The organism is Serinicoccus sp. JS2-9, from assembly GCF_059025165.1.
In genome coordinates this window covers 916,572-936,708 of the sequence record NZ_CM180091.1, presented here as the reverse complement: position 1 = coordinate 936,708, position 20,137 = coordinate 916,572, and the positions used below count along the sequence as shown (strand labels likewise).

The 20,137-nt window shown below is 72.7% G+C and carries 21 protein-coding genes; 12 read left to right on the top strand and 9 right to left on the bottom strand.

All coding sequences use genetic code 11. From position 1 onward, the window contains the following. Positions 1-246: 246 nt before the first annotated feature. The 3 genes from AC5PYY_RS04720 to AC5PYY_RS04710 are packed head-to-tail and all read right to left on the bottom strand — an operon-like array spanning position 247 to position 3,973. Positions 247-1,296: a hypothetical protein gene (locus tag AC5PYY_RS04720; RefSeq protein ID WP_493898640.1), complete on the bottom strand. Its 1,050-nt coding sequence runs from the start codon at positions 1,294-1,296 to the stop codon at positions 247-249. After that, positions 1,293-3,512: a xanthine dehydrogenase family protein molybdopterin-binding subunit gene (locus AC5PYY_RS04715; RefSeq protein ID WP_493898639.1), complete on the bottom strand. Its 2,220-nt coding sequence runs from the start codon at positions 3,510-3,512 to the stop codon at positions 1,293-1,295. The genes AC5PYY_RS04720 and AC5PYY_RS04715 overlap by 4 nt, the downstream gene beginning before the upstream one ends. Beyond that, a complete protein-coding gene (locus AC5PYY_RS04710) occupies positions 3,509-3,973 on the bottom strand; it encodes a (2Fe-2S)-binding protein (protein ID WP_493898638.1) in 465 nt (154 codons plus the stop codon). The genes AC5PYY_RS04715 and AC5PYY_RS04710 overlap by 4 nt, the downstream gene beginning before the upstream one ends. 170 nt (positions 3,974-4,143) lie before the next feature. Here AC5PYY_RS04710 and AC5PYY_RS04705 point away from each other — a divergent pair, with 170 nt between their 5' ends. Beyond that, the gene (locus AC5PYY_RS04705; RefSeq protein ID WP_493898637.1) at positions 4,144-5,172 is read left to right on the top strand and encodes an endonuclease/exonuclease/phosphatase family protein; all 1,029 of its coding nucleotides are present in this window, start codon (positions 4,144-4,146) and stop codon (positions 5,170-5,172) included. Between the two features lie 68 nt (positions 5,173-5,240). Here the strand turns inward: AC5PYY_RS04705 and AC5PYY_RS04700 are convergent, their stop codons facing one another. After that, entirely contained in the window at positions 5,241-7,508 is a 2,268-nt protein-coding gene (locus AC5PYY_RS04700; RefSeq protein ID WP_493898636.1) for an HNH endonuclease signature motif containing protein, read from the bottom strand. A 338-nt stretch (positions 7,509-7,846) separates the two neighbouring features. Between AC5PYY_RS04700 and AC5PYY_RS04695 the strand changes: the two genes are divergently transcribed. Then, the gene (locus tag AC5PYY_RS04695) at positions 7,847-8,668 is read left to right on the top strand and encodes a hypothetical protein (RefSeq protein WP_493898635.1); all 822 of its coding nucleotides are present in this window, start codon (positions 7,847-7,849) and stop codon (positions 8,666-8,668) included. On the opposite strand, the gene AC5PYY_RS04690 is transcribed toward AC5PYY_RS04695, so the two are convergent. Then, positions 8,669-8,950, bottom strand: coding sequence for a DUF1540 domain-containing protein (locus tag AC5PYY_RS04690; RefSeq protein WP_493898634.1), 282 nt, complete (start codon positions 8,948-8,950; stop codon positions 8,669-8,671). 216 nt (positions 8,951-9,166) lie between these two features. Between AC5PYY_RS04690 and AC5PYY_RS04685 the strand changes: the two genes are divergently transcribed. After that, positions 9,167-9,964, top strand: coding sequence for a hypothetical protein (locus tag AC5PYY_RS04685; RefSeq protein WP_493898633.1), 798 nt, complete (start codon positions 9,167-9,169; stop codon positions 9,962-9,964). On the opposite strand, the gene AC5PYY_RS04680 is transcribed toward AC5PYY_RS04685, so the two are convergent. Further along, positions 9,965-10,414 (bottom strand): DUF6326 family protein, encoded by a 450-nt coding sequence (locus tag AC5PYY_RS04680; RefSeq protein WP_493898632.1) that lies wholly within the window; start codon positions 10,412-10,414, stop codon positions 9,965-9,967. It lies immediately after the preceding gene. A 166-nt stretch (positions 10,415-10,580) separates the two neighbouring features. On the opposite strand from AC5PYY_RS04680, the gene AC5PYY_RS04675 reads away from it, so the two are divergent. Together AC5PYY_RS04675 and AC5PYY_RS04670 are read left to right on the top strand one after the other, a co-directional pair. Further along, positions 10,581-11,723, top strand: a complete 1,143-nt coding sequence (locus AC5PYY_RS04675; RefSeq protein ID WP_493898631.1) for a sensor histidine kinase — start codon at positions 10,581-10,583, stop codon at positions 11,721-11,723. Further along, complete coding sequence (locus tag AC5PYY_RS04670; protein ID WP_493898630.1) at positions 11,720-12,367, top strand: response regulator; 648 nt, start codon at positions 11,720-11,722, stop codon at positions 12,365-12,367. The genes AC5PYY_RS04675 and AC5PYY_RS04670 overlap by 4 nt, the downstream gene beginning before the upstream one ends. Positions 12,368-12,379: 12 nt before the next feature. Here the strand turns inward: AC5PYY_RS04670 and AC5PYY_RS04665 are convergent, their stop codons facing one another. Together AC5PYY_RS04665 and AC5PYY_RS04660 are read right to left on the bottom strand one after the other, a co-directional pair. Beyond that, entirely contained in the window at positions 12,380-12,763 is a 384-nt protein-coding gene (locus tag AC5PYY_RS04665; protein WP_493898629.1) for a DUF2237 family protein, read from the bottom strand. A 246-nt stretch (positions 12,764-13,009) separates the two neighbouring features. Beyond that, positions 13,010-14,092 (bottom strand): SGNH/GDSL hydrolase family protein, encoded by a 1,083-nt coding sequence (locus tag AC5PYY_RS04660; RefSeq protein ID WP_493898628.1) that lies wholly within the window; start codon positions 14,090-14,092, stop codon positions 13,010-13,012. A gap of 129 nt (positions 14,093-14,221) precedes the next feature. Between AC5PYY_RS04660 and AC5PYY_RS04655 the strand changes: the two genes are divergently transcribed. After that, positions 14,222-14,467, top strand: coding sequence for a DUF308 domain-containing protein (locus AC5PYY_RS04655; protein WP_493898627.1), 246 nt, complete (start codon positions 14,222-14,224; stop codon positions 14,465-14,467). 53 nt (positions 14,468-14,520) lie between these two features. On the opposite strand, the gene AC5PYY_RS04650 is transcribed toward AC5PYY_RS04655, so the two are convergent. Further along, positions 14,521-14,883 (bottom strand): hypothetical protein, encoded by a 363-nt coding sequence (locus AC5PYY_RS04650; protein WP_493898626.1) that lies wholly within the window; start codon positions 14,881-14,883, stop codon positions 14,521-14,523. Positions 14,884-14,964: 81 nt separating this feature from the next. Between AC5PYY_RS04650 and AC5PYY_RS04645 the strand changes: the two genes are divergently transcribed. The 6 genes from AC5PYY_RS04645 to AC5PYY_RS04620 all read left to right on the top strand — a co-directional run bounded on the left by AC5PYY_RS04645 (position 14,965) and on the right by AC5PYY_RS04620 (position 20,091). Then, positions 14,965-15,681 (top strand): AIM24 family protein, encoded by a 717-nt coding sequence (locus tag AC5PYY_RS04645; RefSeq protein WP_493898625.1) that lies wholly within the window; start codon positions 14,965-14,967, stop codon positions 15,679-15,681. A gap of 101 nt (positions 15,682-15,782) precedes the next feature. After that, entirely contained in the window at positions 15,783-17,033 is a 1,251-nt protein-coding gene (locus AC5PYY_RS04640; RefSeq protein WP_493898624.1) for an NRAMP family divalent metal transporter, read from the top strand. Further along, positions 17,030-17,797, top strand: a complete 768-nt coding sequence (locus AC5PYY_RS04635; RefSeq protein ID WP_493898623.1) for a LamB/YcsF family protein — start codon at positions 17,030-17,032, stop codon at positions 17,795-17,797. Before AC5PYY_RS04640 ends, AC5PYY_RS04635 begins: the two co-directional genes overlap by 4 nt. Next, on the top strand, positions 17,794-18,402 hold the full coding sequence (locus tag AC5PYY_RS04630) for a 5-oxoprolinase subunit B family protein (RefSeq protein WP_493898622.1): 609 nt from the start codon (positions 17,794-17,796) through the stop codon (positions 18,400-18,402). The genes AC5PYY_RS04635 and AC5PYY_RS04630 overlap by 4 nt, the downstream gene beginning before the upstream one ends. Then, a complete protein-coding gene (locus AC5PYY_RS04625; RefSeq protein WP_493898621.1) occupies positions 18,399-19,301 on the top strand; it encodes a 5-oxoprolinase subunit C family protein in 903 nt (300 codons plus the stop codon). Before AC5PYY_RS04630 ends, AC5PYY_RS04625 begins: the two co-directional genes overlap by 4 nt. Then, positions 19,294-20,091: a putative hydro-lyase gene (locus AC5PYY_RS04620; protein ID WP_493898620.1), complete on the top strand. Its 798-nt coding sequence runs from the start codon at positions 19,294-19,296 to the stop codon at positions 20,089-20,091. The genes AC5PYY_RS04625 and AC5PYY_RS04620 overlap by 8 nt, the downstream gene beginning before the upstream one ends. Positions 20,092-20,137: the final 46 nt, after the last annotated feature.

The window sequence follows — 20,137 nt, the reverse complement described above, 5'->3', positions numbered from 1 at the left end:
CTCGTCCACCTGCGGGCGCACCCGGGGGTCGACGTGGATGTCGGTCCTCGGGTCCCAGGCGAAGCCGCGCAGACACAGGCCACCGGCCCGGATCGCGCCGGCGTGCGGCAGCAGGTCGAGCTCCAGGTCGCGGCCGGACCAGAACTGGTCGGCGATCAGCCCTTCCCCGGCATAGACGCGCAGCACGTCGCCGGTCCACCCGCGATCGAGAGCAGCAGCCGGTCCTCGCCCGCGCGCAGCTGGCCTTCAGGCGCCGACCCGGTCACCCTCCCGCTCCCGACGCGACGCGCCGCCGACCCGGCGCACGACGTCGCCGATCCGCAGACCGAGCCAGATGAGCAGCGCCAGGACGAAGACGAGGGCGTACTCGATGACGGGGATCCGGACGATCTCGTCGACCGAGTCCCAGCCGCGCAGGAAGGTGTAGGTCCCGGCGACGGCGACGGCATACCCGATCGTGACGGCGGTGCGCACCGGCACCGACAGCCCCAGACCGTGCAGCTGGGTGAGGACGAAGATGCCGAGGAAGCCGAAGGCGAACATCGGCCAGAAGCCGGTCGGCCCGGCCTGCATGTAGGCGACCAGCGCCCCGTGCGCGGCGACCATGATCTCCAAGGAGAAGGTCCACCAGCGGTTGGTGTGGCTGCGGGTGAAAAAGAGGCTGCCCTGGGTGAGCAGGAGATACATGTAGAAGAAGCCGATGAGGTGACCCTGGGTGATCTCGGCGGGGTGGTACCAGAACGTGTAGACGATCGCCCAGGAGAAGAGGTAGCCGTGGTAGCGCCGGGCGAAGTCGACCACCCGGCGGCCCAGCGGCGCCTTCCTCCCGAAGAAGAGGCCGCGGCGCTTGTTCTCCATGAGCAGCACCGCGACGAGCAGCAGGACCACCGAGCCCTGCGAGGAGAAGATCGAGACGTCCTGGGCGAGGCCGTCGTAGAAGATCCAGGACTGCACCAGGTGCAGCAGGATGAAGCCGAGGTTGGTCAGCAGCGCCACGACGTTGATCCGGTGCAGCCCGTCGGTCCAGCGGCCGACGCGCGTCTGGGCGTAGTAGATGAGGCCCCAGAGGCTGAGCTGGTGGAGGACGTAGCCGGTCCAGGCGGAGGCGCGGGTCCAGACGGTGGGCTCGGGGAGCTGCCAGTAGTACCAGGAGGCGCCGGCGTCGGGCAGCAGGTCGTCGCGCTGGATCTGCAGGCCGACGACGTAGGTCGCGCCCGTGAGGACGAAGGACATCGGCACCAACCACAGCAGCGGGTTGGTATGCAGCCGCTCCCGCAGCGTGGGTGTGTGGGTCATGCCGACTCCTCGGTGGGGCGCAGGGGGAGGGTGCGCAGCCGCTCGCCAGTGGCGGCGGCGACGGCGTTGGCGACGGCCGCCGCGACCGGGCCGAGCACGGGCTCGCCCAGGCCGTGCGGGACCTCCGAGCTCTCGACGAGCGTGACGTCGATGGGTGGGGTGCGGTCGAGCGGCAGGATCGGGTAGCCGTCGACGTTGCCCGGGACGACCGCGCCGTCGGCGATGGGCAGGTGCTCGAGCAGCGCGGAGGAGAGACCCATGACGACCGAGCCGACCGACTGCAAGCGGGCCCCGGACTCGCTGATGACCAGGCCAGGATCGACCACGCAGACGACGCTGTGGACGGTGATCTCGCCGCCGGTGACCGAGACCTCCGCGACCTGGGCGACGACCGTGTCGTGCTCGACGCTGCAGGCGATGCCGCGGCCACGGCCCGGCTCCGGCGGGGTGTCCCAGCCTGACTCCTCGGCGGCAGCGCGCAGCGCGGCGGCGAGCCGGTCACCCGTCTCGGTGGCCGGGAGGTGGTCCAGCCGGAAGGCGAGCGGGTCGACGCCCGCGGCGAGCGCGAGCTCGTCGACGAAGCTCTCGGTCGCGAAGACGTTGGGCAGCAGGCCGAGGCCGCGCCAGGGGCCGGTCGGCACCTCCAGCTGCTGGCGCTGGTTGTGCACGCGGTAGGCGGGGAGGTCGTAGGGGAGAAACTGGCCGAGCAGGGTGCCGGGGTCGAAGCCGAGCGTGCCCCTGACGAACTCGGGCAGGCCGGCCACGGCCCAGATGATGTCGCCGCTGGAGCTGTGCTGCTCGACGCCGCGGATCCGGCCCTCGGTGCCCACGGTGCCGCGGAGCCGGGTGTGCGTCGGAGGGCGGTAGAGACCGTGCCGGAGGTCCTCCTCGCGGGTCCAGCCGACGTGCACGGGCACTCCGGCGGCCCGGGACAGGCGCACCGCCTCGAGCGCGGCGTCCTGGCTGCCTTTGCGGCCGAAGGAGCCGCCGAGATAGGTCACGTGCACGACGACCTCGGTGTCGTCGCCGAGCAGCTCACGGGTCTGGTCGATCACCGTGTCCGGCGCCTGGGTCGGGACCCACGCCTCGACCTGGGCCGGGGCGTCGTCGGTCGCGGGGGTCACGGTCGCGAGGGCCGCGAGCGGCTCGAGGTGCAGGTGGGCGGCATACGGCGTGCGGTATGCCGCCTCCACCACCGTGCCGTCCGCGAGCGCCTCGCGCAGGTTGCCGGTGCGGCGGATGACCGCGCCATCCTCGGCGTCCAGGGCGGCCTCGAGGTCCTCGGTCGAGGCGGTGGTGCCGCCGGACCAGGCGGTGTCGAGGGCGTCGCGGGCGTTCCAGGCCAGGGTGCGGCTGGGGGCGACGACCCCGGCGAAGCCGGCCTCGAGGTCGAGCACCAGCTCGACCCCCTCGTCGGCGAACCAGTCCGGTGCCTGCGCGGAGACCAGCTCCGCGCCGAACCGGGGCGGCCGCGCGACGGCGCCGTAGCGCATCCCGGGCAGGCGGGCGTCATACCCGTAGACGGCGGAGCCGGTGAGCTTGTCACGAATGTCGACGCGCGGGAGGTCGGGGATCGGCGCCGAGGGATCGGTGAGCAGGTCGGCGTCCTCGGGCGGCTCCCAGGTGCCCTCGTGGTCGCGCACGATCTCGGCCACGGAGACCGCCGTCGCCTGACCACGCACCGAGATCTCGCCCGGGGTCATGGCGAGCTGCTGCCGGTCGGCCCCGAGCCGCTCCGCGGCGTCGGCGAGGAGCATCTCCCGCACTGCGGCGGCGGCCGTGCGCAGCGGCTGGTAGAGGCTGGAGACCGAGGTAGAGCCGAAGGTGAACATCGTGCCGCCGGCGAACCCGCGCCGCGTGTCGGCCTGGACGACGGCGAGGGTGTCGGCGTCGAGCAGCGGGAGCTCGGCCAGGGCGATCTGGGCCAGCGCGGTGTGGATGCCCTGGCCCATCTCGATCTTGGGCACGTGCAAGGTCACGCCGGCCGGTGTGAGCTCGAACCACACCATGGGCTCGGGGATCTCCGGGTCGCCGATGCCCCTCTCGAGCACCTGCTCGGCGAGGAACGGGCGGCCCCGATCGAGCGCGATGGGGGCCCCCACGAGGAGCAGCCCGGCGCCGCTGGCGGCTCCGATGAGGAAACGGCGGCGGGTGAGGCGCCGACGGCGCGGCGGGCGCTCGGCCTCCGGGGCGGCATCCCCCTCTGCGGCGGTCACCGGCGTCCCCGCTCCGCGGCGATCTCGGCGGCGCGGGCGACGTTGGCGCGGACGCTGTTGTAGCCGCCGCAGCGGCACAGGTTGACGCGGGCCGACTCCTCGATCTGCGCCTCGTCCGGTGAGAACGTGCGCTCCAGGAGGGCGACGGCGCACAGGACGTGGCCGGGCAGGCACCAGCCGCACTGGAGCGGGTTCTCGGCGAAGGCCTCCTGCACCGGGTGCAGCTCGTCGTCCTCGGCGAGGCCCTCGAGGGTGCGCAGCTCGCGGCCCTCGACGTCGCGGGGGGTGAGCTGGCAGGACCGCTGCGGCTCCCCGTCGACGAGGACGGTGCAGCACCCGCAGGCGCCGATGCCGCAGCCGTAACGGACACCGTTGAGCTCCAGCTCGTCGTGGAGCACCCAGAGCAAAGGTTCGTCGGGCCGCTGCACCTCGACGTCCGTGCCGTTGACCGACAGCTGCACGTGCTCTCCTGGTGACTTCGGGGACGGCGTGCGGGCACCCAATCTATCCAGCCGAACCCTCACCGCACGGCACCGCGCGTATCTGGGATGCGAGCGGCAGACTCTGGCGGAGTGCGAGGGTAGAGCCGAACGACGAGGTATGCCGTGAGCACCGGGACCGAGGAGGCACCGTGGTCAATCGTCCGACGCTGAGCGTCGCGACCTTCAACCTCTACAACCTGAACCTGCCCGGTGGGCCGATGTATCAGAACGGCGAGGGGTGGAGCCCGGACCAGTATGCCGCCAAGGTCGCCTGGTCGGCGCGGATGCTGCGCGACCTCGCACCCGACGTTCTGGGTCTGCAGGAGCTGTGGCACGCCGAGGCTCTGCGGGACGTCGTGACCCAGTCCGGCCTCGAGGAGGACTACGAGCTGCTGGCGGCGCCGGCGACCGGCGCCAAGATCGTCTGCGCGGCCCTGGTCCGCCGGGACCTGCTCGTGCCCGACTCGCCCCGCTGGCTCGACACCTTCCCGGACGACCTGCGGCTGGAGTCCTCCGGTGAGGATCCGCAGACACCCGACATCGCGGTGAGGATCCGTGGCTTCTCACGCCCCGTGCTCCGCTTCGAGATCGCTCCCCGCGACGACGAGCCGGCGACCGCGGTCTACGTGTGTCACGTGAAGTCCAAGGCGCCGACGCAGATCTGGCGCGAGCCCTGGTACAACGCCGACCGCGACCGCTACAAACCGCATACCACCGCGATCGGGGCCGCGCTCTCGACCGTGCGGCGCACCGCCGAGGCCGCGGCGCTGCGGGTGATCCTCACCGCCGAGCTCAAGGGGACCGTGACCCCGGTCATCGTGCTGGGCGACCTCAACGACGGCCAGCACTCCAACACGCTCAACATCCTCACCGAACAACCGCGCTACCTGGTGGGCGAGTCCCGCGGGGGCGGCGACAACGCGCTCTACACCGCGCAGACGCTGCAGGAGTACCGCAGCACCCGTGACGTCTACTACACGCACGTCTATCAGGATCTGCGCGAGTCCCTCGACCACGTGCTCGTCTCGGAGCAGTTCTACGACCACTCCTACCGGCGGCGCTGGCTCTTCGACGGGCTGGACGTCGTCAACGACCACCTCAACGAGGAGAACCAGAAGGAACGCGGCACCGGCGACCACGGGATCGTCCGCGTGCGCTTCCGGCATCGGCCTGCCTGAGCGGTGACCCGCCGTGGCGGCCAGGGCCGTCGGGGTGGCCAGGGCCGGCGAGGCGGCCACTGCGCTGGTCAGAAGGGTGGGGTGTCGTCGCCTGGCGTGGTGCCCCAGCGGGGTCGCTCGCTCGGGTCGCGCTCGCTCGGTTTCTGCGATCCGCCCCTGCCCCGCTCGTCGTGCCTGTCTCGCGGCTCGTGCCCCGGGCGCTGTCCAGGCCTGTCCTGCTCGCCGCGCTTGCCCGGCCTGTCCTGCCCGCCGTGGCTGTCGCCGCCGTCGCCGCCATTGCTGCCGTCGTCAACGCCGCCTTCACGTCCGTCGCGGCTACCGCCGCGGTCGACCGAGTCGTGGTCGTCCGTCTCGTGGGTGCTGGCGGGGTGGAGGACCTGGTCGAGGGTGGGGGTGTCGGGATCGGGCCCGTGGCGGCGTTGCCCGCCCGCGGTGGTGCGGGTGACCCACATCCACCCGGCCAGCGGGCCGCCGTGCTCTCCGGACCCGGGGTGGTCGTCGTGATCTTCCAGGAACGCACCGACCCCGCGGTGCGCGAGAGCGGCGTAGAACGCCCGGTTCAGCAGGTCCCGCCGATCGTCCAGGTCCTCCCGTGCACTCGGGTGCTCCCCAACCCGGGCGGGGTCGATCGGAGAAAGCCGGTCCACCGCCTCCCGCAGCCCGGCCTCCACCTGCGCCCGAGACGTTCCCGAAGTATCAGCCGCGCCCGAGTGGCCGGTGGTGCTAGGGCCGTGGGCGTACTGCCGGTAGTCGTGGACCCTCGTGGTCTGGGCCTGCCCGAGCAGCGTGACCCAGGTCAGGTCCCGCGCCTCGTTGATCGCGGCGAACGCCAACCCCCGGGTCTTCAGGTCATGGACCCGTTTGCCGAGCGCGACGAGGTTGGTCTCCGCGGTCGGACCCCCCGCCCCCCGGGCGGCCCACGGGGTGACGTGGTCCAGCTCGCACACCGCCCCGGGCAGCCGGGACCCCGGCGCCCGGGAGAACACGTCCGCGGCCAGCACCTGCCGGCGCATCGCCGCGTCCGGCCGGTACGACGCGGTGCTCCGCTCGATCAACCGCCCATCCGCCGGGTCCGTCAACAACCGCAACAGCGTCGTGCCCGGCATCAACGCGATCTCCCGCGCCTGCCCCGGACCCACGTACACCGGGTGCCGCCCCAACACCAGACCCACCCCCGACGCAGGGGCAGGATCGTCCGGCGGCGGGTGCTTGCCCGTCACGCCGGTCGGTCTGGTGCAGGTCGGGCACGTGACCCGCCCGGCCAGCGCGTCCCAGGGCACGACGACCTGCAGCTGCACCGCCGGCATCCCCGTGACCACCCGAGCGATCCCGGCGACATCCGGCACCATCAGATGACCATCCACGTCACCGCCGGTGTCGGTGTCACCGTCGGCGTCGCTGTCGGTGCCGGCTGGGCTGCTCTGCGCGCCGCGGTGGCCTGCTCCTGCGGTGGTCCCGCTAGGCGCACCGCTAGCCCTGTCGTCATCGCTTGCGCTCGTGCCTGCCGTCGTGCCCGCAGGGGTCGGGACGTGCCCGTGGAGCAACAGCGTCGCGGCGATGTCCGCCCGCAGCTGGTCCAGGGTGCGAGGATCGCCCTGCTTGCGCAGCAACCGGGCCGCCCGCTCGATCCGGGTATGCGCACCGATCATCGCCAGCACCGGACCCGTCACCGCCAACGTGCCCGACCCGTCATCATTGACCTGCACCGACACATGCCGGGCCCGGTACGCCCTGCGCCGCCGCTCCCGCTCCGCAGCAACATCCTCCCCCTCGACCCGGCGGGCCTCCCGCTCCAGCACCGCCCGGTAGTCCGCCTCATGCCACGGCCGGTCCAGCAGCTCACCGTCCGGGTCCAACCGCTCGGCCACCACCGTCTCCGGGTCATCCCCGAACACCCCCTCCGCGACCAGCTCCGCACCCTCGGCCGGCAACGCCCCGCAGCGGCGCCAGAAACCCCGCACCATCTCCCAGGTCACCTCACCCCGATCCAGGGCCCCCAGCACCGCCGCCCGCACCCGCACCGGGGCACACGCCACCCCCACCAACTGCCTCGCCTGCGCCTCACCCATCCCCAACGCGGCCTGCACCTCCTGGCACGCGCCCCGCTTCGTCTCCGTGCGCCACTTGACCCGCTGCGCCTCGGTCAGCTCTTCCACGCTGCTGAACCCCTTCGCCGCCAGCAGCGCGGCCCCCGTCACCGACACCACCAACCGCGCCGCCTCGATCAACCGCGCCTCGAGCCCCGCCCGCACCGCCGCGACCGACCCCAACGCCTCCAGGGCCGCCGCCCCCGCCGACTCCGACCCAGCACCCCACTCCACCGTCGCGACCGCCACACCGACCTCCCCCGACGAACCTGCCGCCACCCCTGGTGAGCGACTACCCACCACACTACTCGAACACCTGTTCGACGTCAAGAGAGTCGTCCAGCGTTCTCGCGATCCACCACGACACCCTCACCACCCGGGACCCAAGCCCAGGCCCAGGAGCGGCCCCGAATCCGCCCAGTCGGCCCACACCATCGGCACCACCTTCTTCGCCCACTCGGCGCCACCTTCTTCGCCCACCCCTCGGGAGGGCCGGTGCCGCACCAGAGCACCGGCAGACGCACCCTCACCACAGCCCCATTAGGCGCGCGTCCTCAACGCATTCCGGGTGAGGGTATCCTTAGTCCATGACGGCCCCGCGCACGCCCTCCCAGGTGCCCGACGACCTCGACGCCCTCCGCCACGCGATGGCGCGCTCGGTCGCGGCCCGACTCCTCGAGGGCGCTGGACGCTGCAGCGTGGTGGCCTACCACCTCGACCCGGACACTGCCCACCGCCCACTCGCCCACGGGCTCTGCGCCACCGGCCAGGTCGCCCTCGCACTAAACGACAGCTTCGCGATCGACCCCGGCAGCTGCGGCGCCGTCCGCCTGCGACTCGACCAGCTGGCGGCTGACGCGCGGCTGCAGGTCGCGACGGCCAGCCTGCACGCTCTCGGTCACCTGCACGTGCTGGAGGAGGAGCAGGTCCGCTCCCTGCGTCAGGCCGGTGCGCTCCCCGAGACGGTGGCCCTGGCCGCCCAGGCCGGTGCGCGCGTCGCGCTGCTCGCGCTGAGCGGCGACAAGGTCATCGTGCATGGTCACGGCGGCGTGAGCACGCTGCTGCTGCCTGAGCTCGCCGAGCAGCCTGCTTTCCCGTCGCGGGAGCAGGAGTGGGACAGCGTCGCGCTCGTCGCGGCGCTCGGGGAGGCGTCGTCCGTGGTGCAGGAGGCTGCGGACAGCGTCCGACCCGGTCTGGTCTGCGGCGCCCAGCCGACACCACCCGGCATCGCGGAGTATGCCGGTCAGGTGCTCCTCGCCGATGTCGACAGCACCGGCTGCACCTGGCTGCAGGTCGAGGAGCACCTCACCCGGTCGGTCGTCGTGCCCTTCCCCGCCCCGATCAGGGACCTGACAGCGCTCACCGCCGCCCTCCAGGCGTGGCGGAGGACGGCGGCGGCAGTCGAGTGATCAGCTCGCGGTGTAGCTGAGGCAGTTGGCGGTGTCGCCACCGACGGTGATGGCCTCGGCCGTGCACATGAGGTCGGAGTTGTGCGCGCACTCCAACCGCTGGCAAGCACCCACGTGGCCACCGGCCACGGGAAGACCTCCGCGCACGTCGAGCTCGATGAAGGTCCCGCAGGTCGCGCCGCCGGACTCACCGGCGATCGTGACGGCCTCGGCGCTGCAGCCGTCCTTGTTGTAGGCGCACGCGGTGACCTCGCACGAGGAGATCGCAGTGACAGTGGCCATGACAGCCTTCCTTTCCCCATACTGTGCCGGAAAATCTTTCCGCTGAAATGCCACGTTAGTGGCTGCTCCAGAGCCGCCACAAGGACATCGCACCTGATCAGAGATAGGGCCGCCGCAGAAATAAAAAAAGCCAAGGTGTCCGAACGAATGCATGACGCCTTTCCATCACAACACCATGTGCATACCCCGGCCCCCGTCGCAGGCAAGATGGACACCATGAGCTACGACATCGCGCTGTATCCCCGCCTCCCCGACCAGCCGTGGGACGAGGCGATCGCGGCGGCCGAGGCCGACGACGAGGCGCTGGCGTCGGACGAGCAGGCCCTCGCCTCGGGGGTGGACACCTGGCGGCGCATCGAGGGTCGGGTCCGCGAGGTCGTCACCGGCCCGGTGGAGGTCTGGGTGGCGGAGGAGGCCGGCGGCGACGTCTACGGCGAGCTCGACGCCGAGGAGACGGGGATCCAGGTGGAGCTGTTCGACCGCTCGGCCTCGGTCAGCTTCCCCTACCGGAGCGACGCCGACGTGGAGCGCGTGCACCACGAGACGCGGGAGGCCGTGCGCATCGTGGCGGAGGAGACCGGCTACGAGGCGTATGACGCACAGACCGGCGCGCCCTTCGACGGCACCTTCGACGACGAGGCGGGTCGGGCGGCGGCTAGGGACCGCTCCGACGCGCCCGCGGCCGCCGACACCGACACCGGCGCCGACACCGACAGCGGCACCGCCCCGGACCAGCCCACCAGCACCCCCGAGGGCCTGCTCGGGTCGGGCAGCGCCCGGCAGAGCCCGGCGAGCCTGCGCCGCCGCGGCTGGGTCTACACCGTGCTCGGCGTCGTCATCGTCATCTTCGGCATCCAGCGCTACAGCTCGGGCAACGGCAACGCGCTGACGATCATCCTGCTCGTCATCGGCTTCATGGACCTCGTCGGGGGCGCCTTCCTGCTGGCCCTCGCGAGCCGGGCGGCCCAGAGCGAGCGGGCGGGGCTGCGGCCCGGCCCGACCGAGGAGCGCTGACTACGCGGCCCGCGCCGCACCCGACGTGCGCGGCCAGGTCCAGGCCGAGCGGAGGATGAAGGCGAGGATGACCACCTCGAGCACGACGCCGAGCCCGAAGAACCAGATCCAGGACTCGCCCACCGCGTTGAACACCGAGTAGGGGACGTACAGCGCCCCCACGACGAGGTTGAGCAGGCGGTTCGCCCGCGCGGGAAGCGTCGTGGACAGCAGGATCATGAGCGCCGGGATCGCCACGCTCGCGAGCGCGGTGACCACGAACGTCTGCGTGATGTCGAACTTCCACACGACGCCGTCCAGGATGTCGGCGACCGCGCCGGGCTGGTAGAGGTGCAGGTAGTCGACGTAGATGTAGAAGAACATGAAAGCGGCCCAGGCGGCCGCGAGCTTGGTCCGGACCGGGACCGACTGGTCGTGCAGGGTGGGGCGCGGTGCGCTCTGAGTGGTCATGTCGTGGCCTTTCGCCTCGGTGGTTGGTGATGCCTCCCACGATCGCCGTGCTCACCCTCCGGGCGCGCCCGCCCGGGAGCCAGCACCTGCCAGTCCGGAAGGACGGTCCTCGCGTCGTCCTTCCGGTGGGTCCGCGACAGGTGTGGCGAGCCCTAGGCTGACGACCGTGACCAGTCCGTGGCGTCCCCTTTGGCGCGAGCCGCGGCCCGCCGCCGCCCCGCCGGTGGGCCGCCTCGACCAGGTCCTCGCCGCGGTCTTCGGCGTCGCCGCCCTGGTCGAGGGAATCCTCCGGCCGGACCTGGCCTGGCGGCCGGTCGTCGTGCTGCTCGGTATGACGTTGGTGCCGGCGCTCCTGCTGCGCCGCCGGCATCCGCTGGTCGCCTGCCTCGTCGGCTTCGGCGTCGCCGGGCTGCTCTCGCTCCTGCAGCTGGTGGCCCGCACCGACGACCTCGGGCTCGCGTCGATGATGGTGGTCGTCGTCCTGCTCTTCTCCCTGGTGCGGTGGGGTTCGGGTCGCGAGATCACGCTGGGCCTGGCCTTCGTCGGCGCCGTCGTCGCGTTCAGCATGTACGTCGCCGCGGCCGGCCCGACCGACGTCGTGGGCGGGACCCTGCTGCTGCTCCTCGTCGCCGCGCTCGCGGCGGTCTTCCGCTATCGCGCCGCCCTGTGGCACCGCCGCCAGGTGGAGATCCGCAACGAGGAGCGCCTGGCGCTGGCGCGCGAGCTGCACGACACCGTGGCCCACCACGTCTCGGCCATCGCGGTGCAGGCGCAGGCCGGCGGTGTGCTCGTCGGCAGCCGCCCGGACCGGGCGGCCGGGGTGCTCTCCGCGATCGAGGACGAGGCGTCGCGCACGCTGGCGGAGATGAGGTCGATGGTCCGGGTGCTCCGGGACGAGGACGGGAGCACCACCTTCGCGCCGCAGCAAGGCGTCGCCCACCTGCCCGCCCTGGCCCGCACCGGCACGACGCCCGCCGTGGAGGTCGACATCGACCCTTCCGTGACGCTCCTGCCGCGCCCGGTCGACGCCGCGCTCTACCGGCTAGCCCAGGAGGGACTCACCAACGCCCTGCGGCACGCCCGCGGCGCGACCCGGGTCCTCATCGAGATCCGCCGGTCGGGCGAGGTGGTGACGTTGCGGGTCGCCGACGACGGGCGCATCGACCCCGGGCACGGCCCGGGGAGAGGCTTCGGTCTCACGGGTATGACGGAGCGCGCCCAGCTGCTCGGCGGCTCGCTCTCCGCGGGGCCGGCGCCCGAGGGCGGCTGGGTGGTCGAGGTCGCGCTGCCGGTGGACGGTCCCACATGAGCATCCGGGTCGTGGTGGCCGACGACCAGGACCTGGTGCGCACCGGGCTGGTGCTGATCCTGGGTGCCCAGCCCGGCATCGAGGTCGTGGGGGAGGCGGCCGACGGGCCGGGGGCGCTGGAGGTGGCGCGACAACTGCGCCCGGACGTCCTGCTCGTCGACATCCGGATGCCCGGGCTCGATGGCGTCGAGGTGACCCGGCGTCTGGCCGGCCCGGGCGTGGCCCACCCGATGGCCGTCGTCGTCATCACCACCTTCGACCTCGACGACTACGTGCTCGGCGCGCTGCGTGCCGGCGCGCGCGGCTTCCTGCTCAAGGGCGCCGGCCCCGATCTGCTCGCCCAGGCGATTCGCGCGGCGGCCGCCGGTGACGCGTTGATCGCCCCCGACGTGACCCGACGGCTCCTGGCGACCTTCGCCGACCAGACGCCGACGACACCGGTCCAGCCCCTCGACCCGCTCACCGAGCGGGAGGAGGAGGTGCTGCGGTTGGTCGCGCGGGGCCGCACCAACGCCGAGATCGCCGGCGAGCTCTACATCGCGTTGAGCACGGTCAAGAGCCACATCGCCGCGCTCATGACCAAGCTCGGTGCCCGCAACCGGGTCGAGATCGCGATGTGGGCCTACGACACCCGGCGCGTCTGACCCGAACCGCAGTCAGCGCAGCCCGGACAGGTCGTCGGGGACGTCCACGGCATACCGGCGCAGCACGTCGAGCGGCACGATCTCGAGCACCGCCTCGTGCGTGCTCGCCAGCACGACGGGGGCGGCCTTGCCCTCCGCGTGGGCCTGGGCCCAGCGCGCGGCGACCACGCACCACCGGTCTCCGGGCCGCAGCCCGGGGAACCCCCAGGACGGACGCGGCGTGAGCAGGTCGTTGCCGACGGCATACTGATGCGTGAGGAACTCCTCGGTCATCACGGCACAGATGCCGTGCACCCCGAGATCCTCCGACGTGACCTCGCACGACCCGGACCGGGTGAACCCCGTGACCGGGTCGACGCCGCACTCCTGGAGCTGGCCGCCGAGCACGTTGCGCATGCGGCTCAGCCTTCCAGGGCTGTGGGTCCGGGGCCACCCGGGTCCGCTCCGAGCGCGGTATGTCGCACCCCTCACCTAGCGTCACCGCATGACACGACGCACCTGGCTCGTCGTCGCCTCGCGGCAAGCGCGCGCCGCTCGTCCGGATGGCGCAGGGGACCGCGTCCTGGTCTACTCCCCGCGCACCAGTCATCCGGACGGCGATCTGGGAGGTGATCGGTCGGGACTGAGCCGACTGCGCGCCCCTCAGTCCTTCGTCGCGGCCGCGTGCTCCGCGTCGAGGCGCTGCAGCTCGGCGAGGCCGCGCCGGACCACGGCGTCGTTGCCGCTGCGCAGCCAGGCCACGGCCCGGGTGATCTTGCCCCTGTCGACGCCCTCGGCCACGGCGCGGCGCAGGTTCGCCTCGCTGGTCAGGTCCATCGCCAGCACGACGTCGGCCTGCTCGCGCAGCGAGGGACCGCCCGCGTCAGATGTCGACTGCGGGGCGGCCGCCGACTGCTGCCCCCCGGCCCGGGGCGCCGACCGGCCCTGCTGGGTCGCCACCTCGGCCAGCGCCGGCGTGATCGCCGCGGCATACGCCTCGTTGCCCGCGCGGTTGGGGTGGAAAGACTCCACGATCGGCAGGGTCAGGTTGTTGATCCACGCGGGCGAGTCGCAGACCGCGTGCCCGGCGAAGTCGTCCCGGACCTCCACATAGTCGAAACCGACCCGCTGGGAGCGGTCGCGGATGAGCTCGTCCAGCTCGGCGGTGCCGTCGTTGAGCCGGCGCATCTCGCTGCCGGAGAAAAACGTGGCCCAGCTGCAGTCGCGGCCGTTGAACAGATAGGGGTAGCCCGCGATGGCCACGTCGGCGTTCGGCGCGCGGTCGTCGATCTGGCCGTAGACCGTGTCGAGGCGACCGGGGAGCTGGGTGCGCAGCACGACGAGGGAATCGTCGATCTCGCCGTGGCAGTCACTGATCCACCCGGGCAGCGCGCACTCGGTGAGGACGTCGGCGAAGCCCACGTCGTTGCCCCCGATGGTCATCGTGACGTAGCCGGTGGCGGCGTCGAGCGTGCCGAGCTGGTTGCTCAGCACGTCGGAGGTCGTCGCCCCGGAGCAGGCCTGGTAGTCCAGGGTCAGCCCTTCGCGGGCCGCGATGAGGGCGGGATAGCCGTACGGCGAGCGGTAGCAGTCGTCGGTGGAGGCGCGGGTGCCGGTGCCGGCGCTGAAGCTGTCGCCGAGGGCGACGTAGTCGTCCGGCGCGGCGCTCGCGGGGCCCGCGGCGAGGGTCGCGCCGAGGGCGGTGGCGCTCAAGGTGGCCAGCAGGGCTCGTGTCGTCGTTGACATGGAGTCATGCAACCAGCGCGGACGCCGGTCGGCAAGAGGTCGCGACCCGTGTTTACCGTCATGTCGGCGCGGCGCCGACCAGCAACGACGTCGTCGCGAGGATGACCGCCACGACCGTGAGCGGACCCCATGACGACGGCGAGGGAGTGCACGCCGCGCGAGCGACGCAGCTCCTCGTCGCTCTCGTGCCGCGCCTTGGTGTGGCCCGTCTCCACGGCGGTCAGCCTCGTGCTCCTGTGGGGTGTCTTCGCCCTCGTGGACGGCGTCGTGGCCATCGTCGGGCTCATCGCCCGTGGGGTTCTGGAGATCGTCGACGGCATCGGGCAGCGCGGCAACGCCCGCTGGTGGCTGGTCGGCGGCGACGTCCAGGGCTGAGGTCACACCCCGGCGCAACCGCGCCACGGGTGCGCCGGCGGCCCTGCTCGACCTCAGGAGGTCGGGGGCGGCGGTGGCGGGGGCGGCGTCTGCGGCCGCGGCTCGTCCTGCGGTGGCTGCGGTGGCGCGGTCGGCCGGGGCTGTTCCGGTGAGGCAGCGGGCGTGCCGGGAGGAGGTGGCGCCGTGGCGGCCTGCGCCGCCTGGGCCTCGTGGGTCTCGATCTGCGCGATGAGCTGCCCCTTGCGGGCCGGGTCGGGTGCCTGACCCTGGTGCTCGGCGTAGACGAGGCGACCGAGCTCGGCATACAGACCGGTCGTCCCCTGACCCGACACCCCCGACGACGCCTCGGTGATCATGGTCTCGGCCCGACCGGCGAGGTCGGTCGCGGCAGCGCGCGCCTTGTCGAAGAATCCCATCTCACTCACCTTTCTGGAGATGACAGCGGGAGCCGCTACGCACCATACTCGTGCCTGACCGTGACGAGAAGGGGAACGACGATGGCTATCCACGGCTCGCTGTTCGAGGACTTCAAGGAGACCGAGGCCCGCGACCAGTTCACCCGGCAGAACAGCAAGATGCTCAAGGTCCGGATGGACTACGGCCCGGTGCTGGCGCGACAGGGGTCGATGGTGGCCTACCAGGGCGACATCCGCTTCGCCAACAAGGGCTCCGGCGGGCTCAACAAGCTGGTGAAGTCCTCGCTGACCGGTGAGGGCGTCCACATGATGGAGTGCAGCGGTCAGGGTGAGCTCTTCCTCGCCGAGGACGCCGCCGACGTGCAGGTGCTCTATCTGGACGACGACCTCATCTCCGTCAACGGCGCCAACGTGCTGGCCTTCTCCTCCTCCATCGACTGGAACATCCACCGGGTGGCGGCCCGCGGCGGCATGATGGCCGGGGGCCTGTTCAACGTCGCGCTGCGCGGCTCGGGGTATGTCGCGGTGACCACCAAGGGCGAGCCCGTCGCCCTCGACGTGGGGTCGGCGCCGACCTTCGGCGACGCCCAGGCGGTCGTGCTGTGGACCGGCGGCGTGCAGATGGACGTGCGGGTCGACACCGGCGGGCTCGGGTCGATGCTGCGCGGCGGCACCGGCGAGATGGTGCAGATGGCCTTCAGCGGGCAGGGCCACGTGCTCGTGCAGCCGGCGGAGAACGCCGCCAACACCGGCGCCGGCGAGCGCCGGGGCAGCGGGCTCAGCGACTTCCTCAGCTGAGGGGCCCCACTCCGGCGATCCCGTGGACGAGCAGGCGCACGTCCGGCAGACTGATGGGACGGGTCCGACGGGAGGGCCGGCCTGCGAGGACGGGACACACCATGGCAGAACCAGGGTCCGGCGGCGAGGGCGCGACCTCGACATCGACGGCGGGAGTGGTAGGCCGCGCCACGGGGCGCGGGGCCCTGCTCGGCGCGATGTTCCTCATGGCCACCAGCGCCATCGGACCGGGGTTCATCACCCAGACCACGGTCTTCACCGCGCAGCTGGGCGCGGCCTTCGCCTTCGCGATCGTGGTCTCGATCCTCGTCGACATCGCGGTGCAGCTCAACGTCTGGCGGGTCATCGGCGTCTCGGGGATGCACGCCCAGGACCTCGCCAACCGGGTGCTCCCGGGCGCCGGCTACTTCCTGGCCGCGCTGGTCGTGCTGGGGGGCCTGGTCTTCAACATCGGCAACATCGGTGGCACCGCGCTGGGCATGAACGCCATGCTGGGGCTCGACGTCAAGATCGGCGGCGCCATCTCTGCGATCATCGCGATCGGGATCTTCCTCAGCCGCCGGGCGGGCGTGGCGATGGACCGGATCGTGGTCCTCCTCGGCCTGGTGATGATCGCCATGGTCACCTACGTCGCGTTCACGACCTCGCCGCCGGTCGGCGACGCCCTGCGGCAGAGCGTGCTGCCCGAGACCGTCGACTTCCTCGTGATCACGACGCTCATCGGCGGCACCGTGGGTGGCTACATCACCTACGCCGGCGCCCACCGCCTCGTCGACTCCGGCATCACCGGGCCGGAGAGCATCGCCACGATCAGCCGCGGCTCGGTGTCCGGGATCCTGGTCACGGGCGTCATGCGGGCGCTGCTCTTCCTGGCCGTCCTCGGGGTCGTCGCGGGGGGAGTCTCGCTGGGCACGGAGAACCCCCCGGCGACGGCCTTCGAGGCCGCGCTCGGCGAGGTCGGCGTCCGCATCTTCGGCGTCATCCTCTGGGCGGCCGGCATCACCTCGGTGATCGGCGCGTCCTACACCTCGGTGTCGTTCCTCATGGTCTTCCTCCGGGGGATGAAGGAACGCCGCAACTGGGTGGTCGTCGGCTTCATCGCCGTCTGCGCCACGGCCTTCCTGCTGCTGGGCCAGGCACCCGCGACGCTGCTCATCCTGGCGGGCGCGCTCAACGGCCTCATCCTCCCGGTCGGCTTCGCCGTGATCCTGTGGGCCGCCGCGCGGCGCAGCGACCTGCTCGGCGGCTACCACTACCCACGCTGGCTGCTCGTGCTCGGCACGATCGTCTGGGCTCTGACGGTCTATCTGGGCTGGCAGTCGCTCGGCGGCATCGCGGGGCTGTGGGCATGAGTGCCGCCCGGACCATCGACCTCAACGCCGACCTGGGCGAGGGCTTCGGCGCCTGGACGCTCGGCGACGACGACGCGCTGCTCGAGGTCATCACCAGCGCCAACGTCGCCTGCGGCTTCCACGCCGGCGACCCGGGCGTGCTGCGCCGGGTGTGCGAGCGCTCCGTCGAGCGGGGCGTGGTGATCGGCGCCCAGGTGGGCTACCGCGACCTGGCCGGATTCGGCCGCCGGTTCATCGACATGGTCCCCGAGGACCTCACCGACGACGTGATCTACCAGATCGGTGCCCTGGAGGCGTTCGCGAAGGTGGCCGGCGGCCGGGTGCAGTACGTCAAGCCGCACGGGGCGCTCTACAACGCGATCGTCCACCACGAGGCGCAGGCCCGCGCCGTCGCCGAGGCCGTCCGCCGCTACGACCCCACCCTCCCGGTGCTGGGCCTGCCGGGGTCGGTCTGGCTGCGCGTCGCCGAGGAGGCGGGGCTCCGTCCGGTCCGGGAGGCCTTCGCCGACCGGGCCTACACCTCCGAGGGCACGCTCGTCCCACGACGGGAGGAGGGCGCCGTGCTCCACGACGTCGACGTGGTGACCGAGCGGTGCGTCGAGATGGCCACCCGGGGAGAGGTGACGACGATCGACGGCAGCCGCATCGCCGTCGACGCCGCGTCGGTGTGCGTCCACGGCGACAGTCCCGGGGCGGTCGAGATGGCGCGCTCGGTCCGCACCGGGTTGGAGGCGGCCGGGGTGCGGCTGGCGGCGTTCGTATGAAGCTTCTCCCGTGCGCCGACAGCGGCCTCCTCGTGGAGGTCGAGGACCTCGACCAGGTGCTGGCGCTCTACGCCGCCCTGGCCGACGACCCGCCCCCCGGGGTGCTCGACCTGGTGCCCGCGGCCCGCACCCTGCTGCTGCGCGTGGACCCGGGGCGCACCGGGCTGGACGCCGTCGCCCAGGCCGTGCGCGCGGCGCGCCCCGGCGTGGGCGACCGGCCGCACGTCGACGACCTCGAGGTGCCGGTCGTCTACGACGGCGCCGACCTTGGCGAGGTCGGCGAGCTCACCGGCCTCGGGGAGCGCGGCGTGGTCGAGGCGCATACCGGGCAGGAGTGGACGGTCGCCTTCTGCGGCTTCGCCCCCGGCTTCGGCTATCTCGTGGGTGATGACCGCCTCACCGTTCCCCGGCGCAGCGACCCGCGGACCCGCGTCCCGGCAGGGTCCGTGGCCCTCGCCGGGGAGTTCACCGGCGTCTACCCGCGGGAGTCCCCCGGCGGGTGGCAGCTCATCGGCCGCACCGACCTGGTGCCGTGGGACCTGGATCGCGACCCGCCGGCCCTGCTGCGCCCCGGGGTGCGGGTGCGCTTCGTGGAGACGCGATGAGCACCGGGCGGAGCCTCGAGGTCGTCGACACCGGGCCACAGACCACGGTCCAGGACCTGGGCCGACCCGGGCACGCGGCGCTCGGGGTGGGCCGCTCCGGGGCCGCCGACCGCGACGCCTTGACGCTGGCCAACCGCCTGCTCGGCAACCCGGAGTCGCACGCCGCCCTCGAGACCACCCTCGGCGGGCTGCGCCTGCGCGCGAACGGCGACGTCGTCGTCGTGGTGACGGGTGCGCCGTGCGCGGTCACCGTCGACGGGCGCGAGGTCGGACGCAACGCACCGGTCCGGGTCCCCGCCGGTGGCGTCCTGGCGCTCGGCCCACCCTCGTCCGGTCTGCGCAGCTATGTCGGGGTCCGGGGCGGCGTCGACGTCGCGCCCGTGCTCGGCTCCCGCTCCCAGGACACCCTCTCCGGAGTCGGGCCCCCCGCCGTGTCCGAGGGGGACGAGCTCCCCGTCGGCAGCGCGCCGCAGACCCCTCCGCCCGTCGACCTGGCCCCCGTGCCGGCTCCCGAGGACGGGCCGATCCGGCTCGAGGTCGTCCCCGGTCCCCGGGCCGACTGGTTCACCGACGAGGCCCTGGAGACCCTCACCTCCACGTCCTACGAGGTCACCAGCGACAGCGACCGGGTGGGTATGCGGCTCTCCGGCCAGGCGCTCGGCCGGCGGATCGAGGACGAGCTGCCCAGCGAGGGCATGGTCCCCGGGGCGCTCCAGGTGCCGCTCAGCGGCCAGCCGACGCTGTTTCTCGCCGACCATCCGGTGACCGGCGGCTACCCGGTGATCGCGGTGGTCCGGGACGCCCACCTGTCGCGGGCCGCGCAGGCCCGCCCCGGACAGCAGCTGCGCTTCGTGCGGGCGGCGGGCTCCGCCGGTCCGGACCGGACCGACGATGGATGACGCGGCACCGGGCGGGCCGGGGAAGCGCACCCCGACCGAGGCCCGCCGGGCGTTCCGCGAGGGTCTAGTCACGCCCACCGCCGGGTGGTGCTCCGGCTGGACGCAGGCCAACCTCATCGCGGTCCCGCGGGAGCATGCCTACGACCTGCTGCTCTTCGCCCACCGCAACCCGAAGCCGTGCCCGGTCCTCGACGTGACCGAGCCGGGCGAGGTGAGCAGCCGGCTCTTCGGCGGCGACCTGCGCACCGACCTCCCGGCATACCGCATCTATCGGGACGGCGAGTGCGTGGCGGAGGTTCCGGACGTCCGGGAGGCGTGGCGTCCGGATCTCGTCGCCTTCCTCATCGGCTGCAGCTTCACCTTCGAGGACGCGCTGGTCGAGGCCGGGGTCCCGGTCCGGCACGTCGAGCAGGGCCGCAACGTCCCGATGTTCCGCACCGACCGGGACTGCGTCCCCGCCGGCGACCTGTCCGGACCGCTCGTCGTCTCGATGCGGCCCGTCCCCGCGGAGCAGGTCGCCACCGCCGTGCGGATCACCGCGCGCTTCCCGGCCGTGCACGGTGCCCCCGTGCACGTGGGCGACCCCGGCCGGCTCGGGATCACCGACCTCGCCCGCCCCGACTTCGGAGAGGCGGTCGAGATCCGCGACGGCGAGGTGCCGGTGTTCTGGGCCTGCGGGGTGACCCCGCAGGCGGCGGTGATGCGCTCCCGGCCTGCCTTCGCCATCGGGCACGCCCCGGGTCACATGGCCCTCACCGACGCCCGCAACAGCGACTACGTCGTGCCCTGAGGCGCGGCGCTCCCGGGCTCAGGCCCGCCGGGAAGGCACGCGCCGC

Coding starts and splice junctions, on each gene's coding strand:
- AC5PYY_RS04720 (WP_493898640.1), bottom strand. CDS start 1,296: ATGACCCACACACCCACGCTGCGGGAGCGGCTGCATACCAACCCGCTG.
- AC5PYY_RS04695 (WP_493898635.1), top strand. CDS start 7,847: ATGACGGCCCCGCGCACGCCCTCCCAGGTGCCCGACGACCTCGACGCC.
- AC5PYY_RS04690 (WP_493898634.1), bottom strand. CDS start 8,950: ATGGCCACTGTCACTGCGATCTCCTCGTGCGAGGTCACCGCGTGCGCC.
- AC5PYY_RS04685 (WP_493898633.1), top strand. CDS start 9,167: ATGAGCTACGACATCGCGCTGTATCCCCGCCTCCCCGACCAGCCGTGG.
- AC5PYY_RS04680 (WP_493898632.1), bottom strand. CDS start 10,414: ATGACCACTCAGAGCGCACCGCGCCCCACCCTGCACGACCAGTCGGTC.
- AC5PYY_RS04670 (WP_493898630.1), top strand. CDS start 11,720: ATGAGCATCCGGGTCGTGGTGGCCGACGACCAGGACCTGGTGCGCACC.
- AC5PYY_RS04665 (WP_493898629.1), bottom strand. CDS start 12,763: ATGCGCAACGTGCTCGGCGGCCAGCTCCAGGAGTGCGGCGTCGACCCG.
- AC5PYY_RS04660 (WP_493898628.1), bottom strand. CDS start 14,092: ATGTCAACGACGACACGAGCCCTGCTGGCCACCTTGAGCGCCACCGCC.
- AC5PYY_RS04655 (WP_493898627.1), top strand. CDS start 14,222: ATGACGACGGCGAGGGAGTGCACGCCGCGCGAGCGACGCAGCTCCTCG.
- AC5PYY_RS04650 (WP_493898626.1), bottom strand. CDS start 14,883: ATGGGATTCTTCGACAAGGCGCGCGCTGCCGCGACCGACCTCGCCGGT.
- AC5PYY_RS04645 (WP_493898625.1), top strand. CDS start 14,965: ATGGCTATCCACGGCTCGCTGTTCGAGGACTTCAAGGAGACCGAGGCC.
- AC5PYY_RS04640 (WP_493898624.1), top strand. CDS start 15,783: ATGGCAGAACCAGGGTCCGGCGGCGAGGGCGCGACCTCGACATCGACG.
- AC5PYY_RS04635 (WP_493898623.1), top strand. CDS start 17,030: ATGAGTGCCGCCCGGACCATCGACCTCAACGCCGACCTGGGCGAGGGC.
- AC5PYY_RS04630 (WP_493898622.1), top strand. CDS start 17,794: ATGAAGCTTCTCCCGTGCGCCGACAGCGGCCTCCTCGTGGAGGTCGAG.
- AC5PYY_RS04625 (WP_493898621.1), top strand. CDS start 18,399: ATGAGCACCGGGCGGAGCCTCGAGGTCGTCGACACCGGGCCACAGACC.
- AC5PYY_RS04620 (WP_493898620.1), top strand. CDS start 19,294: ATGGATGACGCGGCACCGGGCGGGCCGGGGAAGCGCACCCCGACCGAG.